Genomic DNA, 17,119 nt, shown 5'->3' with positions numbered 1-17,119 from the left:
CATGCCCATCGTGTCGGTGACCACCTGGCCCGGTTCGGACGACCAGACCCGTCGGTTGGTGGAGGAGTTGACCAAGACGGTGCGCGAGGTGACCGGCGCGCCCATGGACAAGATCACGGTCTACGTCCAGGAGATCCCGCGCGAGCGCTGGGCGGAGGGCGGCGTGCTGGGCAACAACCCGGACTTCCCCACCCTGAGCCGCCGCACGTGACCACCGGTGGGCCCGTCCCCGGGACGGGCCCACCGTCGCGTGCCTGACCGCGGAGTACCTGGGCGTGCCGGCCAGGCGGACCAGCGGGGGGGGGCGAGTGGCCCTCGACCATCCCTGTCGACGCCGAGACCACCGGGCGCGCACGTGCCGTCGCGGTCGGGGCCGGCGTGGTGTTATGGGACAGCGGGCGTGGCCCGCGCGCTGTTCCTCGCCGGCCGGGCGGTGGACCGACCCGTCTGGCGGTGCACCACGCGCGACTCGCTGACCGCCGCCGCACGCGACACCACGACCATGGCCGACTGCGGCCTATGCCACGGCTGGGCCGGCCTGCTGCACGGCGCGCGACTCCGGCGAACCGGTGCTAGCGGGCCTGCTGCCAGGGCTGGACGCTCGCGTCCTGGACTGCTTCGACCCGACCGCGCCGTTCGGCTACCGCGGCGACGACGCCGGCGGACAACACGGCCCGGTACGCGCGGGGGCTAAACACAGGAGAGACGAGCATGACTGATCTCGAACTGCCGGTGAAGCGGTCACGGGTTCCCGATCCCTCGTGAAACCAGTGACCGCTTGCCCTTGATCACCATGTCGCGTAGTCAACGACAGAGAATCCCGCGATGTCCCGTTTCCTCAGTACCAGACCTGGTCGGGATACTTGCTGTCGCACCGCCATCCCAAGACCTTCCCGTCGCTGTGGGCGGCGAGACACTTGCCCCGGTGATTGAGGTTCTGGAATCGGTAACCGCCGCGGACCGAGGAGCGGGTCCACCTCTGGTCGGTGTAGTTATCATTGCAGGAATGAGTGAAGACATTCCCGTTGCTGTGCATCGCGAGACATTTTTTGCTTTGCAGGTTGACCAATTGCTTCTTGCCGTTCCACGTCCAGCGCTGATCCCGATGTTCCCCGCACGTGTACATGAACACCCGGGGGTGACGGTTTGCCAAGCACTTATTGGAGGGCAACCCCTTATTGCGCAACTTCGATCGGGCGGCTATGTCGACAGATTGGGATTCATCGGTGGGCGAGGCCGTCGCGCTCGCGTCGGAGTGTGCGGTACCGGACGGGACGGGCACCGTTTCCTCATCGGAGCCCGCAGGGTAACCGTGCTCGACGGACGCGGTCGCCCAGCCCTGCTGCGGCACAGCTTGTACCGGCGTCGGCACCGCCAATACTGGCACAGCAAGCAGAACTCCGGCCGCCGCTATGGTCATCACCGTCTCTCGTATCCCCATTTATCTTTTCTCCCCTCGTGACTTGTCGATGGATCCAGTTGCCAACGCCGATCCCTGGCGGCTGCGTGAGGGGGTTGATCGCCCCTGTGCTGTCCGATTCGACAGCAGGCCCTGCCCACTGGCAGAGGGGAAGCCAACCTCAGCGCCCTTTCCCGAGCCGCCCGCATGCAGGCCGGCATAACCAACTCTGGTCAGCTCGTGTTGGGGGATCCTTGCGAGAACCTTGACGACGCAGGTCGCTTCGGTTATTCCAGTCGGTGGAGACGGCGAGTGGGATGCGGTGGTGGCTGAAACCCGAGTACCGGCACCTGAAGGAAGGGCTCGGACTCGCCGACGTAGGCGCGCGGCACTGATACGACATGGCTCGTTGACACCTGGCCTGCGACGTTGCGGGCCAGATGCCAGGAACGGAAAGGAAGCAGGTGAACTCCGCCCATCCGCCATGGTTCGTCCGCCGACGGACTTCCCGTAGCCAGGTGCTGGACCGCTTCCCACTGCACCTGGTCGGCGTCGGCCCTACCGCCAATCGCAGTGGCCGCCGCTCGCCGCGCCTCGGCACCGCTCGGCCGGACCGCCTCCCTGAGCGACATCGGCGAACCGGAGTGGATCCTGGACCAAGTGGAGCGGTAGTCCGTCACGGGCGGCGGACGTCAGCCGCACATCCGGGCGTTCATCGGCCACGCCCCGGCGGCGGGCACCTGGGGTGTCGGTGACAGGTTCCCGGCGACGGCGGCGAGATCACCGTGATCGGGGCGCGCACCACAGGTCACTGCGGCCCCACACGGTTTCGGCTTCGAGTAACCACCACGCGCTCTCCGGCCGAAGCCCATCGCCGTGGGACTTCGGGCCGCTGCGGACCGCCTCCCGCAACGGGTTCGCCGCCGTATCGGTGTCGCGGATCGCCGGCCGCGGACCACCGAGGCCCGTCGCGCGGGAGATTCGTGTGCGTTTTGTGTCCTGCCTTCGAACGCGTTGCGGTCAAGCGGCCTGGTGTCGCTGCGGTCGCGCCGGGGCGAGTGTCCGCACCAGCCACCGGTAGTGACACGCCGTGTGCACGCGGGCTTGCTTCCGTCTTCCGGCCGCACGCCGTGCACCCGAGGAGGCCACGGAACAGGTTAGGGCCGTTTCGTAGGTCGCTCAGGTGAACCCGCGTGGAGTCCTCAACGCTCACGATCGCCGGATGAGAGGGCTTACGGGACCGCCCGTACCCGTCGGGCGGCGGGGGTGGTGTGGCGGATGGGGGGTGGGAGGGAGCTCGTGTGGCTGGGCCCGCGTGGGCTTCTCGGTGCTGTAGCCCGGTGCGAGGCTGGTGGTTCGAAAGCTGCTCGGGTGTGGTGTGCTGGCGGTGCGGAGTGTCCGGTCTCAGCCCGCTCGTTCTCCGGTCGTGGTGCGCCATCGGCGTCGCCATGCCCCTGGTGCGACCCCCTCGACGCGGCGGAAAGCCCGGCTGAAGGCGGCGTCGGTGTCGTAGCCGATCGTCAGCGCTATCTGCCGCAGGCTCAACCGCGTGTCGCGCAGCAGTCTTTTCGCTCGGTGCATCCGCCAGCAGGTGAGGTAGTTGATCGGTGAGTCGCCGGTCTTCTGCTTGAACGCCGCGGCGAACGCCGCACGCGACATCCCGGCCCGGCGCGCGAGTTCGTCGACCGTCCACGGGTGGGCGATGTCGGTGTGCAGCTCGCGCAGGGCCGGCGCGAGCCCGGGGTCGCTCAACGCGGCAAGCCACCCGGGCGAGGTCATGGCCGACGACGAGGCACAGGTCCGCAGCGCATACACGAAAAGCGCTTCGACCAAGCGGCTCATGATGAAGCCCGACCCGAAGCCGGGGAACGTGCGCTCCAGCTCCAACAACCGGAAGGTGGACCGCAACGCGTCGTCGGCCGAGTCGTCGAGGTCGAACCGCAACACCGGCGGCAGCACCCGCAACAGGGGCTCGGTGACCTCGGTGTCCAGGGTCAACCGAGCCGAAACGATCTCGGTCAGCGGTCCGTTCCCGCCATGCCGCACCGAGGGATCGTGTCCGGCCGCCAGGAGGCTTTCGCAGTCGACCGTGCTTCGCCCCGGTTCGTCCGCGATGATGAACTCGGCGTCGGCTTGGACCAGGAAACACGCACCGGCGGTGAGCAGCACCGGGGCCTTGTCCGCACCACGCAGCCACCAGCAGCGCCCGCTCCTGATCATCATCACGTAGGTCGCACGGGGCGAGCGGAACGAGATCCCCCACGGGCCGCGGGCCTGCACCCGCACGTACCGCGAATCCTCACCGGACCTTGCTGTCAGGACATCGTCGATAGCGTCCACACCGACACGGTAGACGATCAGTCATAAAAGCAAGACGATCAACGATCGCCCGTCTTGAAGCTCCGTCGTAGCGTCGCGGTAACGCACCAGCCGAACACCATTGGAGTCGACATGCCCGGGTCCCCCACCCCTTCGGTCGCCATCGCCTTCCACTCCGGCTACGGGCACACCGCGGTCCTCGCGGAGGCCGCCCGGCGCGGGGCGGCCTCCGCCGGCGCCGACGTGAGCTTCGTGCCCGTGGACACCATCACCGAGACGCAGTGGCGGCAGTTGGACGAGGCCGACGCGATCGTGTTCGGCTCGCCCACCTACATGGGCAGCGCGTCCGCCGCGTTCCACACCTTCGCCGAGGCCACCAGCCGCCGCTTCGCGGAAGGCCGCTGGGCGGACAAGCTCGCGGCGGGCTTCACCAACTCCGCCTCCAAGTACGGCGACAAGGCGGGCACTCTCGCCTTCTTCGCCACCTTCGCCGCCCAGCACCGGATGCTGTGGGTCAGCCTCGGCCTCGCCCCGGGCTGGAACTCGACCACCGCCACCGAGAACGACCTCAACCGCCTCGGCTTCTGGAGCGGCGCCGGAGCCCAGACCCCGCTGGACGGCGGCGTCGACACCGTTCACCCGTCCGACATCACCACCGTCGAGCACCTCGGCAGCAGGGTCGCCCACCAAGCGGCGCTCGTCGTAGCCGGGCGCCGCATCGCTCCCTGACTGCCAGAGCGCCCGAATCACCTGCCGAACAACGCTTGCCCAGGGCACGGACTCATGCGACCGATTCGTCCGCGTTGGTGGATCCGGGGCTGTTGCGCAGCGTTACCCAGATCGTCATCACCTTCTCGACCTGGTTCGGGGGCAGGCCGCAGGCGATCGCGACGTTGCGCACGTTGTCGGGCTTGGTCGGCAGCACATCGCGTTCGGGGTTCAGCATCAGGTACACGCTGTTGCGCGGGACCGCCGCCACGGCGGCCAGCCTGCCGGCGGTGATCCCCGCGTTGGCGCGGATGGTGTCCAACAACATCGCGAACTCCCGCGGGTTGCCTGCCCGGAGGGCATGGTCCGCGGTCGGCACGCATGGTTCCACGGGCTGGATTCGACGCCGTTTCGATGTGTCCGCGGACGCGTTGGTCCCCGCCGGTTTGCCATCGACCTTCTTCCGGACCAGCCGGAGCCCCGAGGCGCGGTAGCTTCGTTCCAGCGTGGAGGCGTTCCGCGGGGGCCGGTCGAGGTAGTTGCGGAGGTTGTCCTTCGAGACCAGCTCGGATGCGTTCACCATTGCCTCACCGATCAGCGCGAGCACGTCCGTGGCCGAGGGGTCGGGTGGTTCGGTGAGCAACACCCGACGCAGCAGCCGATGAGCCTCGTTCTCCTGGCGGACGCGCTTTTCGTCGCGCTCGGCCTGGGCGCGGCTGCTGGGCGGTGTCCAGACCGCGACGGCCGACGGGCCGTGGTGCGCGGTCTTCCACCGGTTCTCGATCCAGCGGCGTTGGGCCAGGGTGATGTCCAGGTGGAAGACCACCAGGGCGTAGTGCCCCAGGGGCAGCAACCGGTGGTAGGTCACGGCGTGGTCGAACCACCACGGCAGGCGGCGGGCGTCGGCCTGCCGCTGATGCGTCCGGATGATCGCGTGGTGCAACTCGCCCAGGGCGTCACCGGAGGACGGGTTCGTCATCATGCGCCTGGTCCGGCGGAGTTGCCGCCGAGCAGTCGCTTCAGCCACCGCCCGAGGGTGGCGGGTTCCGCGCGGGAGGCCAGCATCGTGCCGAACACCAGCACCAGCACCAGCACGACCGCGGACCACACCGAGCCGGCGGTGAAGTTCACCAACAACACCACTCCGCCGAGCATGAGCAGGAACAGCACCAGTTCCCCGGCGTGCACCCGCCGACGTTGGTCGACGTCACGGGAACGGTCCTGGTCCGCGTTCTTGTCGAGGGGTGCGCCCAACGACACCGCTTTTGGCTTCGCCACAGCGGTTTTTCCTTTCTGAGCACGCGAGCAACCGCCCCGCCGGGTACGGCAGGGCTGCACGCGGTTGGCACGGTGACCAGCCGGCCCGAGGTGTCAGCCGACCATGGCCGTCCGGGTGATGACCCCGGGCGACTCCGACGCGCAGTTCCCGCTACGCGACCCGGACGTACCCGCGACGAGCCCCTGTTCGCGGGAGTAGTACAAGTCCACCGCTCCGAGCCCGGGAGGTCAACCGAGCACCCCCGCGACGGCCCGGCAGGTGCCCAAAACCGTCCAAACGCCGCTGCGCCGCGCGTTGATCAGACCTACGCTGCTTCCCAGGCGCCCACCCGTGGAACAGCGTGCGGAAGCGTCGCCCTGAGCAGCACATGACCAGCCGGCCCAGGGCGGATGGGCCCCTGTTCCCGCGGGGGCCCATCCCATTCCGTCGAACGTTCTCGGAGCGCGCCGCACCCGACGCTCGGCAGGGGATCAAGCGGTGGGCACCGGGGCGCCACGTGCCCGGGTCAGGCGCAGGCTGCGCCCGGGGATGGTGTCGACCTCCGCGGTGGTGAGGTCGCCGGTGTAGGAGGACACGGGCGGGCGGCCCGCGTCGTTCCAGGCGCGCAGTCGTTCTCGCAGGGTGGTCGCGGCCGGGGAGTCCGGGGAGTCGGCGACGAGGTCGCCGTCCTGCGTGAGGGCCGCGGTGGCGGCGGCGGTGGTGGTGTGGACGACGGCGTCGGCGTCGCCGAGGCCGGCGGTGGCGAGGTGGGGGTCGCCGGCGGTGGCGGCCCAGGTGCGCCAGCCGACCCAGTCCCGCGGGGCGAAAGGTGCGTGGTGCTCGGTGTGCGGTGGGTCGAGCAGGAGTCGCAGGGCGGCGTGCGCGTCGGCGTGGCCGGTGGTGGAGATCCACGCGGGTGGGTGGCGGGTGGTGTCGGTGGCGGCGATCCAGCGGGTCGGGGTCAGGGAATCGCCGGGGACGGGCAGGGTTTCCATGTAGCCGCCGTCGTGGACCGACACCACCGCGGGGTGTCCGTTGTGGACGGTGATGGTGGCGATGGCGGTGAGGTGCGGTAGTTCCGCGATCGGCAGTGGCGTGACCAGGCGCGCGTCGTCGGCGAGGTGGTCGGTCCAGGTCGCCGGCAGCAGTGGTGGGGTGCACCAGGCGACGACGCGGTGGTACGGGCCGTGGTCGGGGTGCCCGGCGAGGCCGTCGGCGACGAGGCAGTCGACGTTGCGCACGCCCCGTTCCCGGTGCAGGGCACGGGCGCGGTCGACCAGGCGGGGGTCGACGTCGATGCTGACGACCCTGCCGTGCGGGCCGACCAGCGCGGCCAGCAGGGCGCCGGAGTAGCCGGAGCCGGTGCCGATCTCCAGGACCGTCATGCCGGGGCGGACGTCGAGGCTGGTGAGTTCGCGGTGGACGGCGTCGGGGTTGGAGCGCATGGCCGTGGTGCCGTGCCGGGGGTGGTGGCTGTAGTGCCGGCCGGGCACGGCGCGGGCGGTGTCGACCACGGGGGTTGGGGTCACGGTGCTCCTCGCGGGGCGAACACGACTCGTGTTCACTTCGAGTGATGACTGGTGACGGTGAGTGTAGGCGGCGGGTTCGGACCGCCGCGGTCGACCTCTCCCCCGCGTCGGTCAGCGCCCGCCCCACCGGGAGAAGGCCACGCGCACTTCCTCGGGTGAAGCGGCGAGTGCGCCTTCGTCGGGCGTGGCGGCGGTGACGTGGGGCAGGTGCACGATGACGTCGTAGGCGTGCACGAGGTTGACGTCGCCGTGGAAGGTGCCGGAACGCTGCTCCACGACGCCGTCCAGGACTGCGGTGTCGGCGGGAGGCAGGTGTCGGAGGTTCACCGCGAAGGGGCCGTCGTGAGCGGCGGCGGCGAGCGCGTCCAGGGTGCCGGGCCGCGGCGGTGCCAGGTCGGTGAACAGCTCACCGGCGAAGAACTCGGCCGCGGTGTTGAGGGTCCGGCCGGTGCCGGTGGTCGTGCCGATGACCACGTAGTCGGGTCCCAGGCGGTCGGCCAGGTGCAGGCCCATCACCGCCGGCACCACGCCGGGCCACCGCTGCACGTGGCCGTTGTGCGCGGCGAGCACGATCCGGTCCTCCCGGCGCAGGACCCACTCCACGGTGTCGGCGATCGCGGCCTCCCGCGCCGAGTGCGCGCCCTGCTGGTCGCCGCGGGCCATCGCGCGCACGACCCCGTCCAGGGCGGTGGTGAGGCGCAGCGAGTGCAACGCCCGGTCGTAGGCGTCGACGGACGTGCGCCGCACGTATTCCAGGCGTCGTGCGGTGACGCGTGCGGTCAGGTCGGCCAGGCCCGCGGTCAACGCGTCCCTGGCCCCGGTCGGCAACGCGGCGTAGGTGGCGAACGCCGCGGGTAGGGAGAACGCCGACCGCGGCGCGAAGGCCGAGGCGGTGTCCCGCAGGTCCGCTTCGAACCCGGGGTCGGCCTCGGCCAGGTAGGCGAGCACGGCGTCCAGGCCCGGCAGCAGGGAGGCGTTCGAACCACCCAGGTCGATGCCGTGGAAGCCGACGCCGTGCCGACGCATCCACTTCAGGTGGTCGCCCATCTGGGACCACAGGCCCATCAACGACGTGATGCCGTTCGCCATGACGTGGCCGAGTTCCTGCGAGCCGCCGTGCAGCCACTGGTCCACCAGGTGTGCCTCGGTGAACCCGGTTTCCATGGCGTAGGCGCCGAACCCGTGCCGTTCGACCAGGTAACGCAGCAGGCGGTGACGCAGCAGGTAGGACTCGGCGTTGTAGTGGGCGCTTTCGCCGATCGCCACGACCCGCGCCCGGCCGACGACCTCGTCCAGCCACGCCAGGTCGTCCAGTGCCGCGGCCGGGTCCAGCGTGCGCAACGGGATGACCGCCTCATCGCTCAAGCGGACCTCGGTGGTCACAGCCGCCCCCTTCGATTGTTCCCAATATTGGGAACAGTACCACCTGTGGGAACATCAGGGCCGTGGACACGCTTGAACTGCTCCTGCACCCGGTCCGGCTGCGCATCGTCTGGGCGTTGTCCGGTGATCAGGTGCGCACCACGTCCGACCTGTGCGAGCGCCTGGCCGACGTGCCGAAGACCACCGTGTACCGGCATGTCGGCCTGCTCGCCGACGCGGGCCTGCTGGAGGTGGTCGACGAGCGGAAGGTGCGGGGAGTGGTCGAACGCCACTACCGGCTGCACCGCGAGCGGACGGCGGTCGACGCGGAAGCGGGTGCGTCGATGTCCCTGGACGACCACCGGCGCGGCTTCGCCGCCGCGATGGCCGCCCTGCTCGCCGAGTTCAACGCCTACCTCGACCAGCCCGGCGCGAACCCGTTCGCCGACTCGGTGGGCTACCGCCAGGGCACGCTCTGGCTCGACCCCGGCGAACTGGCCGAACTGGTCGGCGACCTGCGTGCCGTGCTCCGCGCCCGAGCCGACCACACGCCTGCCCCGGGCCGCAAGCCGCACCTGATCAGCGCGATCTTCTTCCCGACCGGGCCGCCCGTTGACCAGGCGTGAGGACCCCGTGCCACTCGCCAGGCGTCGTACCATCGCCATACGCAACTCTTCGCCACTGGTCGTGAGAATGCGGGGCCGTCATGACGACGCGTGTGCTCTACGTCCCGGCCAACCGCGAGTTGGACCTCTCCCGCCTCTCCGAGAGCGACTACCAAACGATCGCCTCGCTGCGGGGCAAAATCGGGCGCGGCGACCGCGTGCTGCTCTGCCTGGAACCGGCGGTCGCCGGTCACGACGAGATGTTCGTCCGCAGGCGTGACGGCAAGTATTACGCGAGCCACTTCGCAGGCGGTGGCCACGGCACGCATGAGATCGCACGGGAGAGCGACGAACACAAGCGGCAGAAGGAATACTGGCACCGGGCGGGAGACGACGCCGGCTTCCCCAGCACCACCGAGTTCACGACGAGCACCGGGAGCGTCCTCGACGTCGCCATCCACGGCCCCACCCGCACCGGCGTGGAGGTCCAGCTCTCCCGCATCAACGTGTCGACGGCGGGCAAGCGCACCGCTCGATCACATCGCGCCGGCTGGTTGTCGCTGTGGTTCACCGCGGCGGAGCGCCCGCCGAAGTGGTTCCACCGGGTGCCTTCGGTGGGCTGCAACCACATCCCGTGGGACGACCTGCCTCCCCGGGGCTCGGCCGTGGCCACCGGTCTGCGCCGGGTCCACCCCGCCAAGTGCACCGCCCAGAACTTCGACAGCTGCCCGAAGAACAACCACCGCCACTGCGGGGGTGATCACCCGAAGCTCCGGCCGTGGGCGGGCCTGACGCTGGACCACGTGGCGGGTCTGGTCCCCGCCGGCCAAGCGGTGCCGCTCATGACCACCGGCCGGACCGTGTACCTGGTCCCGCCGAACGACCTGCGACTCTACGAGGGGCTGACGGGCGGCCCTGCCCGCTACAACCCGGAGTTACCACCGGATGCCGACCGCGCCTCGGCGAAGCCCACCCACAGCGCGTCCCACCTCGCCGATTCGGGCGTGGAGTGCGAGAGGTGCGGCCAACGCCTCCTGTGGAAGCGCCCGGGCCGCGTTCTCTGCGAGCGCTGCGACCCGATCATGCGCCTACCGATCAGCCCCTATCCGCTCTGAAGGCCGCCCGCAGCCGCCCTACGTGCGATAGGCCCGAATGATCGTCTGGTCGACCCGGTTGCCGTTGGCGTCCGCGGCGGATGCCTTCAGGGAGACGGAACCGCCGGAGGGCGGGTTCCTGACCAGGGCGACACCGGCGTCCCCGGTCCGGACGTAGGCGGGCTTCACCCACGTCGCCCCGTCGTCGAACGACACCTGGAGGTCGAACTCCCGGGTCACACCGGCGGACGAGTCGGGTTGGTGCTGGATCGTGAACGGTACGGCGAAGATCCGCCCGGCGGGTGCTCGCTGGTCGAGGTCCAGCCGAGGGGTGAAGCGGACGGCCGACAGCGGCAGGTTCCGCGCCCGCTCCCCCGCCACGTGTGCCGACCGGAACGTCCACCGCGCGGTGATCGACCTGGACACGAAGTCCACGCCCGGCACCTGCCGGGCGGCCGAGAACTGGTACGTCGCGTCACCGGGCGGGACGTCGGCGTCCAACCGCACGGTGCGCGTGTTCTCCGCCACCACCACGCCGTCGCGGGTCAGTCTGGCGGAGGCGCTGCGCGTGTACCCGATACCGACGTGCGTGCTGCTGTCCGTCGCCAGTGACGGCGCGAAGGTCAGCGTGTCGCCCTGGCGGGACATGGCGATCGTCGTCTCGTCCCACGGGTCCAGCGGGGAGTTCTCGGGGAACGCCGGGCCGAGCACGCCGAGGTTCCACGTCTCCTTCGTGGTGCGGCCGGGGACCATCGTCGTGAACGGCGCGTAGCCGTGCGACTGGTTGGCATCGTCCACGATGCCCCGGAAGCTCTTGCCGTACTCGACATCGCTCGTCGCCGCGTAATACTCGGTCCGGACCAGCGGCAGGACCGCGTCGCCCCGGAAGCCCAGCCACCGCGACTTCGTGTCCCACACCGGCTTGTAGCCGACGTAGATCGAGGTGCGTTCGCCAGGCCCGGCAGCCGCGTACCGCGCTTCGGTCACCGCGAGGTCCTTGGGCGCGAACGTCCGGTTGAAGCCGTCGAAGAAGGTGCCCCGGCGGGAGTGCCAGGCGAGGTTGTACGCGTAGGGCGAGTTGAGCGTCGAACCGTCCTCGTTCTTCCGCAGGAATCCCGCCGCGGCACTGCCGGAGATCATGCCGTCCGGGTCGTCGGGACCGACCTGCCCGGCGTACAGCCGCTCGAACGTGAACCCGAGCAGGGTGTCGCCGAGGTACCACTCGCCGCTCCGCACGCGGTAGTTGAGGCCGATCTGCGCGATCGTCTGGGCCGCGTCCGGCTCGGGTGCGGTGACCGCGAGGGGTTTCGCCGTCCGGACGTCGACGACGATGGTCTGGTCGCGGTCCATCACGACCCTCGGCGCGACGAGCATGCTCTGCGTGCCGGTTTCCCACTCCCCGTCGTAGACCAGGGTGTCGAACGTGTACCGCCCCTTCGGCAGCCGGAGGGTGGCGATGCCGTCCGGGTGGTACACCGGCCGCCCGCCGGGGCGGTCGCCCTGGGAGATGAAGTAGGTGTAGGCCCGGTTGGTGGGATTGCCGTCCCAGCCGAACGCCTTGATGGTCAGCGTGTGCATCTCCGGTTCGAGGTACGCGGTCATCGGCGTGCGCAGGCTGGTGCCGTCCGCGGTCGCCGAGAGGACGCCGCCGAGGTACCTGTCGATCGGCACGGCGACCTTCGGGTCCATCGTGACGGTCACCGCGGCGGAACCGCCCGCGGGCACCGTGATCGTCGAGCTGTCGACCGCGAGGAACCCGCCCGGGAGTGCGGCACCGGTGCTGTCCATCGCATCGAGCTTGAGGTCCAGGCGCAGCGGCGCGGAGCCGTCGTTGTGGTAGGTCACCGTCCTGCGCACCGGATCGCGGTAGGGGAACTGTCGCACGCCAAAGGAAAGCGCGGCGGGTTCGGCGGTGGCGGCCTGGCCGACCGCGCGTGCCGCGTCGAGCCGGCCGGCGCCGGTGGCGAACCAGTTCCGCACGTCCGCACCCGCCGAGGCGACGAGCCCCTGCTTCAGCCGGGCCGGGCTCCAGTCCGGGTGGCGCTGGGCCAGCAGCGCGGCGGCTCCGGCCACGTGCGGTGTCGCCATCGACGTGCCGCTGAACTCGGCGTAGCTCCCTGTTCCGGCGCGTGCCGCGACGATACCCACCCCCGGTGCGCTGATCTCGGGCTTGACCGCGAGGTCGCCGAGCACCACACCGCGGTTGCTGAACGCGGCCGGCACGTCGGTGTCGTCCACGGCGCCGACCGCCAAGGCGCCCGGCGCGCTCGCGGGTGAGTCGGTCAGCCCCGCCTCGTTGCCGCTCGCCGCCACGAACAGCGTGCCGGGGTGTGCCTCGACCGCGCTCTCCAGCGGATCGGAGCCGGCGCGGTTGGCACCCCCGATGCTCATGTTGACGACCTTGACGCCCTTGGCTGCCAACCAGTCCATCGCTTGCAGGACAGCAGAATCCTGGCAGTTGCCCGACCGACGGCACGCCTTCGCCACGTAGAGCTTGGCCTCCGGGGCGACACCGGTGTGCTTGCCGCCCTGGGCGGCCCCGGTCCCCACCGCGATCGAGGCGACGTGCGTGCCGTGGCCGTGGTGGTCGATGTTGTCGGCTTCCGACGTGAAGTCGACCCGTTCGACGACCTTGCCCACGAGGTCGGGGTGCGTGTCGTCGACGCCGGTGTCGATGATCCCGATGGCCGTGCCCGCGCCTCGGTAGCCCGCAGCCCAAGCCGCCGGCGCGCCGATCCGGGGGACGCTGACGTCGAGCGAGACCTTCGACATCCCGTCCAGCCAGACCTTCTCCACGCCCGGCCGGCCGGCGACCAGGCCGCGCCAGGTGGACACCGCGTCGCTGTGGTTCTGCCGCACCGCGACGGTGCGGGTGGCCGGGGACTCCGCCGTCACCACGAGGCCGGCGTGCGACGCCGTCGCGCCCTCCGGGTACGTCAGCAGCAACGGGAGGTCGGGGCGCTGGTCGTACCCGTCCCTGACGAGCTGGGTCACGTCGAACAGCCGGGGATCCAGCCTGCCCTCGGCGAGCAGGGGCAACGCGTCCACCGGGATGACGTGCCGGTGGCCGTCGACCTCCCGCGCCACGAACCGCATTCCGGGTCTGGCCGGGGAGGGGTCGAGGGACACCCGGTCGCCGTCCTCGGACACCAGCACCCGGTCGCCGGTCACGAGCCGGACGGTGCGGACCGGCTGGTCCGCGCCCGGCTCCGCGCCCGGGTCGGCCCACGCCGGCACCCCGGGCGCCGCGACCAGTGACAGGACTACCAGCAGGCGGGACAAGCGGTGGGCCATGACCTGATCGCTCCGTTCGCGGTGCGCGGGCAGAGGGCAGTTCCTGCGAGTCGCGACCAGGCCGTGCGGCGGAACGTCCTGAGGTCCTCGGGTATCGGTACCTTGGCACAAGGCCGGGCAACCCGAGGGCTGATGTGCCTCAAGGGGCAACGCCGGAACCACGTTCAACGCGCCAGCGCCGCGACGGGCGCACCTCCATCCTTCGCGCGTTCACAGCCAGCCGACGAGGATCAGCACCGAGCGGCTATTTCGTTGAAGTCGATCCTGCTCTGGACCCAACCTTTGAAGACACGTCCGAGCGCCGATATCCTCGATGAACGCCTCGGGCGGGTTGCCGTACCGGCCGGGATCGGGTTCGCACCGGACCAAGACGTCCCGCACCGCACCTCCTGGAGCGTGATGGATCGCCGCGACCTGCTGACCGCCGGACTGCTCGCCTCCGCCTACAGCCTCCCGCTGTCGCGGTGGCTGACCGAACGCGACCCCGTGTCCACCACCGGACCGGGCCCGCGTGTCGGGCGGGCCGACATCGACCACCTCACCGCCACCGCCGCCCGGATCCGCGCCGCGGACTCCCGCTACGGCGGCGGAAGCCGGCGCGACGTCCTGCTCAACACCGCCCTGGTCCAACGCGCCACCCCGCTGCTGCACGGCACGTACACCGACCTCGTCGGGCGCAGGCTGTTCAGCGCGGTCGCCGAACTCGCCCGGCAAACCGGCTGGAGCGCCTTCGACGCCGGGTACCAGGAACTCGCCCAACGCCACTTCGCCCACGCCCTACGACTCGCCAGGGTCGCCGGTGACATCGGTCTGGGCTGCTACATCCTGGCTTGCATGGGCCTACAGGCGACCCTGCGCGGCCACCACGCCACCGCCCTGCACATCCTGGAAGCCGCCACCACGCGCGCCCACCACCACGCCACCCCGCGCACCGCAGCCTTCTGCGAACTGATCCACGCCCGCGTGCACGCCCGCGCCCACGACCAACCCCGCGCGCTACACGCCTTCGCCAACGCCGAAATCCTCCTCCAGCGCGCCGCCGACGACGACCCCGAGTGGATCAGGTTCTTCGGCCACCCCCGACTGGCCGCCGACGCGGTCGAGATCCACCGCGACCTCTCCCTACCCCGGCACGCCCGCCGCTGGAACGACCTCACCACCGACAACTCCACCCACACCCGATCCCACGCACTGCGCCACATCGTCCTGGCCGACACCCACCTCCAAGGCAGTGTCGACCTCGACCTGGCCCTGCACCACGCCACCACCGCCCGCACACTCCTGGACGACGTGACCTCCGCCCGCGCCGCCACCTACCTCACCGACCTCCGCCGACACCTGGCACCGTGGAACGACCACCCGCCGGTCGCGGCCTACCTGGCCTGAACCACACGCCTTCGGCGAGGAAGTCGGTCTGCTGTTCGCCACCCACGCCGCGTGCCGGACGGGTCCGGGTGGAGTGCTGTGATCCGGTGAGGTGGCGTGAGCACCCTCGGCCGCTCACGCCACCTCACCGACACCGAACACTCCGCAGCCCGCGCCGGCGGCCGCCCGCTCGTGTCCGGCAGGTCAGACGAGGTTCAACGCCGCGTCAGGCACGCCCTCCCAGCCACCACCGATCTGCACCCGCGACCCCCACCGCACCGTGCCATTGCTGTTGTAACCATCATTCGCGTAACCGAACAAGCCACCATCCTGCTTGCTCATCAGGTCCGCGCGCCCGTCACCATTCAGATCACCCAAGTACAACGCGGCATCCGGCACACCCTCCCAACCGCCACCGATCTGCACCCGCGGCCCCCACTGCACGGTGCCATTGCTGTTGTAACCGTTGTTCGCGTAACCGAACAGGCCACCATCCTGCTTGCTCATCAGGTCCACACGACCGTCACCATTCAGATCGCCCAAGTACAACGCGGCATCCGGCACACCCTCCCAGCCGCCACCGATCTGCACCCGCGGCCCCCACCGAACCGTACCGTTGCTGTTGTAACCGTTGTTCGCGTAACCGAAGAGGCCACCGTTCTGGACGCTCATCAAATCCGTGCGGCCGTCACCATTCAGATCGCCGTACTTCATTGCCGTATCCGGCACACCCTCCCAACCACCACCGATCTGCACCCGCGGCCCCCACCGCACCGTACCGTTGCTGTTGTAACCATTGTTCGCATAACCGAACAGGCCGCCATCCTGCTTGCTCACGAGATCAGTAAGACCGTCTCCGTTGAGATCGGCGAACTTCACCGCGGCTTCCGGGACCCCGTCCCAGCCGCCACCGATCTGCACTCTCGCACCCCACCGCACGGTGCCGTTGCTGTGGTAACCGTTGTTCGCATAACCGAACAGACCGCCGTTCTGGACGCTCACCAGGTCTGCCCGGCTGTCACCGCTCAGCGAACCGCCGCGCCGGCCGCAGTTCTGGCTGGTCAGCACTTCGGGTTGACCGACGCGCACGTTGACCGGAACTCCGTTGAACTCGGCTCGGACCGTGTTGCCCGGAGCGTCCGCCCATTGCTGGTAGTGCAGGTGCGGCGTACCGGAGTCACCGGTGCTGCCGACTCGCCCGAGTTGCTGACCGAGCGCCACCGCCTGTCCGGCCGTGACGGCGGGCGTCTCGATCATGTGGAGGTAACTGGTGCCCCAGCCGTCGCTGTGCCGCAGGTTCACCATCCACCCGCCGCCGTTGTCCCAGCCCGCGTAATCGACGGTGCCCGCGGCGGAGGCGAGGATGGGCTGACCGTTGGAGCCCCCACCGACCTTCAGGAAGTCGAGGCTGTTGGTGTTGGGCTTGTGCCCGTCATAGGTCGACGCCTCCCACACCTGTCCGCATTCGAAGGGTACTTGGAAGATCGGCCGGGGTCCGACCGCTTCGGCCGGAATGACGATCGTGAACAGAGCGGCGGTGAGCGACGTGGTGACGACCGTTGCCCTGCTCATGGACCGGCGAGCGGCAGCCACACCCGATCTCGACTCGATTTTCATGATCACTCCGTTTACCGGGGGACGGACCACTTCGTGCCGCAGAAGCGGCGAGGATCTGGAGAGCGACCCGGGGGGTGTGGGCTTGATGTGCAGCCCACACCCGTATCGCTCATGGATCAGACGTCCCACCAAGGCTTGCAGTAGTCGACATCACCGGAACCGGGCCGTCGCAGGCACACGTGGAACGACGTGACAGTCGAGGGCGCGTATGTGGTTCCGCAACCACCCGAGCTGCCGTTTTCGTCCCTGACCACACCCTGGCCTCCCGGCCACCGGTACTCCACGAACACACCCCGGTCGTCCGCTTTCGTATCGCACGCTTCGACCTTGTTTCCCAGGACGTGTCCGTACCCCCGACCGTCGTCGAGGTATTGCGTCACGTCCGCCGCGCTCGCCGTCGGAGCCGTCAACGCCAGTGCTCCCAGCACGGCCAAAGCCGCCATCCCGGCACGGATCACCCTCGTCATCTGATGTCCTTTCGTCGCCGGCCGTCTGCCGGCCCCCAAGGAATAGGTGTCCGCGAGGTGTCCGGACCAGGGCCGGGGCCGACCGGACATCGAACTCCGGAC

15 protein-coding genes are annotated in these 17,119 nt (G+C 69.9%); 6 read left to right on the top strand and 9 right to left on the bottom strand.

Annotated features, from left to right (window positions below; genetic code table 11):
* The first annotated feature begins 1 nt into the window (after position 1).
* Together KZQ38_RS30770 and KZQ38_RS37550 are read left to right on the top strand one after the other, a co-directional pair.
* The gene (locus tag KZQ38_RS30770; protein WP_219447055.1) at positions 2 to 211 is read left to right on the top strand and encodes a tautomerase family protein; all 210 of its coding nucleotides are present in this window, start codon (positions 2 to 4) and stop codon (positions 209 to 211) included.
* Between the two features lie 6 nt (positions 212 to 217).
* Positions 218 to 694 (top strand): lanthionine synthetase LanC family protein, encoded by a 477-nt coding sequence (locus tag KZQ38_RS37550; RefSeq protein ID WP_372452303.1) that lies wholly within the window; start codon positions 218 to 220, stop codon positions 692 to 694.
* 144 nt (positions 695 to 838) lie between these two features.
* Here the strand turns inward: KZQ38_RS37550 and KZQ38_RS30760 are convergent, their stop codons facing one another.
* Both KZQ38_RS30760 and KZQ38_RS30755 read right to left on the bottom strand, forming a co-directional pair.
* Complete coding sequence (locus tag KZQ38_RS30760; RefSeq protein ID WP_219447051.1) at positions 839 to 1,441, bottom strand: RICIN domain-containing protein; 603 nt, start codon at positions 1,439 to 1,441, stop codon at positions 839 to 841.
* Between the two features lie 1,362 nt (positions 1,442 to 2,803).
* Positions 2,804 to 3,739 (bottom strand): AraC family transcriptional regulator, encoded by a 936-nt coding sequence (locus KZQ38_RS30755; protein WP_219447049.1) that lies wholly within the window; start codon positions 3,737 to 3,739, stop codon positions 2,804 to 2,806.
* A gap of 111 nt (positions 3,740 to 3,850) precedes the next feature.
* Between KZQ38_RS30755 and KZQ38_RS30750 the strand changes: the two genes are divergently transcribed.
* Complete coding sequence (locus KZQ38_RS30750) at positions 3,851 to 4,447, top strand: flavodoxin family protein (RefSeq protein ID WP_219447047.1); 597 nt, start codon at positions 3,851 to 3,853, stop codon at positions 4,445 to 4,447.
* A gap of 52 nt (positions 4,448 to 4,499) precedes the next feature.
* Here KZQ38_RS30750 and KZQ38_RS30745 read toward each other — a convergent pair whose 3' ends face one another.
* From KZQ38_RS30745 to KZQ38_RS30730, 4 genes are all read right to left on the bottom strand, one after another.
* A complete protein-coding gene (locus tag KZQ38_RS30745) occupies positions 4,500 to 5,453 on the bottom strand; it encodes a hypothetical protein (protein ID WP_219447045.1) in 954 nt (317 codons plus the stop codon).
* Complete coding sequence (locus KZQ38_RS30740; protein ID WP_219447037.1) at positions 5,405 to 5,704, bottom strand: hypothetical protein; 300 nt, start codon at positions 5,702 to 5,704, stop codon at positions 5,405 to 5,407. Before KZQ38_RS30740 ends, KZQ38_RS30745 begins: the two co-directional genes overlap by 49 nt.
* A gap of 471 nt (positions 5,705 to 6,175) precedes the next feature.
* On the bottom strand, positions 6,176 to 7,213 hold the full coding sequence (locus KZQ38_RS36655; protein WP_308258679.1) for a protein-L-isoaspartate O-methyltransferase family protein: 1,038 nt from the start codon (positions 7,211 to 7,213) through the stop codon (positions 6,176 to 6,178).
* A gap of 111 nt (positions 7,214 to 7,324) precedes the next feature.
* On the bottom strand, positions 7,325 to 8,596 hold the full coding sequence (locus KZQ38_RS30730; RefSeq protein WP_219447035.1) for an erythromycin esterase family protein: 1,272 nt from the start codon (positions 8,594 to 8,596) through the stop codon (positions 7,325 to 7,327).
* Between the two features lie 62 nt (positions 8,597 to 8,658).
* Between KZQ38_RS30730 and KZQ38_RS30725 the strand changes: the two genes are divergently transcribed.
* Both KZQ38_RS30725 and KZQ38_RS30720 read left to right on the top strand, forming a co-directional pair.
* Complete coding sequence (locus tag KZQ38_RS30725) at positions 8,659 to 9,201, top strand: helix-turn-helix domain-containing protein (RefSeq protein WP_219447033.1); 543 nt, start codon at positions 8,659 to 8,661, stop codon at positions 9,199 to 9,201.
* Positions 9,202 to 9,281: 80 nt separating this feature from the next.
* Positions 9,282 to 10,295: a hypothetical protein gene (locus tag KZQ38_RS30720; protein ID WP_219447031.1), complete on the top strand. Its 1,014-nt coding sequence runs from the start codon at positions 9,282 to 9,284 to the stop codon at positions 10,293 to 10,295.
* 18 nt (positions 10,296 to 10,313) lie between these two features.
* Here KZQ38_RS30720 and KZQ38_RS30715 read toward each other — a convergent pair whose 3' ends face one another.
* A complete protein-coding gene (locus tag KZQ38_RS30715) occupies positions 10,314 to 13,568 on the bottom strand; it encodes a S8 family peptidase (protein ID WP_219447029.1) in 3,255 nt (1,084 codons plus the stop codon).
* A 132-nt stretch (positions 13,569 to 13,700) separates the two neighbouring features.
* On the opposite strand from KZQ38_RS30715, the gene KZQ38_RS30710 reads away from it, so the two are divergent.
* Complete coding sequence (locus tag KZQ38_RS30710; protein WP_504739572.1) at positions 13,701 to 14,954, top strand: NsdA family TPR-like regulatory protein; 1,254 nt, start codon at positions 13,701 to 13,703, stop codon at positions 14,952 to 14,954.
* Positions 14,955 to 15,137: 183 nt separating this feature from the next.
* On the opposite strand, the gene KZQ38_RS30705 is transcribed toward KZQ38_RS30710, so the two are convergent.
* Together KZQ38_RS30705 and KZQ38_RS30700 are read right to left on the bottom strand one after the other, a co-directional pair.
* Positions 15,138 to 16,550: a VCBS repeat domain-containing M23 family metallopeptidase gene (locus KZQ38_RS30705; protein WP_219447026.1), complete on the bottom strand. Its 1,413-nt coding sequence runs from the start codon at positions 16,548 to 16,550 to the stop codon at positions 15,138 to 15,140.
* A 116-nt stretch (positions 16,551 to 16,666) separates the two neighbouring features.
* A complete protein-coding gene (locus KZQ38_RS30700; protein ID WP_219447024.1) occupies positions 16,667 to 17,017 on the bottom strand; it encodes a hypothetical protein in 351 nt (116 codons plus the stop codon).
* Positions 17,018 to 17,119: the final 102 nt, after the last annotated feature.

Origin of the sequence: Saccharothrix obliqua (assembly GCF_019375475.1) — a bacterium.
GTDB classification, from domain to species: domain Bacteria; phylum Actinomycetota; class Actinomycetes; order Mycobacteriales; family Pseudonocardiaceae; genus Actinosynnema; species Actinosynnema obliqua.
The sequence above is the reverse complement of the archived record's forward strand: the minus strand, read 5'-3'. Positions and strand labels throughout refer to the sequence as shown.

What these genes read in the sequence shown, in the direction of transcription:
- KZQ38_RS30715 (WP_219447029.1), bottom strand. Translation starts at nt 13,568, where the DNA reads ATGGCCCACCGCTTGTCCCGCCTGCTGGTAGTCCTGTCACTGGTCGCG.
- KZQ38_RS30760 (WP_219447051.1), bottom strand. Translation starts at nt 1,441, where the DNA reads ATGGGGATACGAGAGACGGTGATGACCATAGCGGCGGCCGGAGTTCTG.
- KZQ38_RS30750 (WP_219447047.1), top strand. Translation starts at nt 3,851, where the DNA reads ATGCCCGGGTCCCCCACCCCTTCGGTCGCCATCGCCTTCCACTCCGGC.
- KZQ38_RS30710 (WP_504739572.1), top strand. Translation starts at nt 13,701, where the DNA reads ATGTGCCTCAAGGGGCAACGCCGGAACCACGTTCAACGCGCCAGCGCC.
- KZQ38_RS30770 (WP_219447055.1), top strand. Translation starts at nt 2, where the DNA reads ATGCCCATCGTGTCGGTGACCACCTGGCCCGGTTCGGACGACCAGACC.
- KZQ38_RS30720 (WP_219447031.1), top strand. Translation starts at nt 9,282, where the DNA reads ATGACGACGCGTGTGCTCTACGTCCCGGCCAACCGCGAGTTGGACCTC.
- KZQ38_RS30705 (WP_219447026.1), bottom strand. Translation starts at nt 16,550, where the DNA reads ATGAAAATCGAGTCGAGATCGGGTGTGGCTGCCGCTCGCCGGTCCATG.
- KZQ38_RS30700 (WP_219447024.1), bottom strand. Translation starts at nt 17,017, where the DNA reads ATGACGAGGGTGATCCGTGCCGGGATGGCGGCTTTGGCCGTGCTGGGA.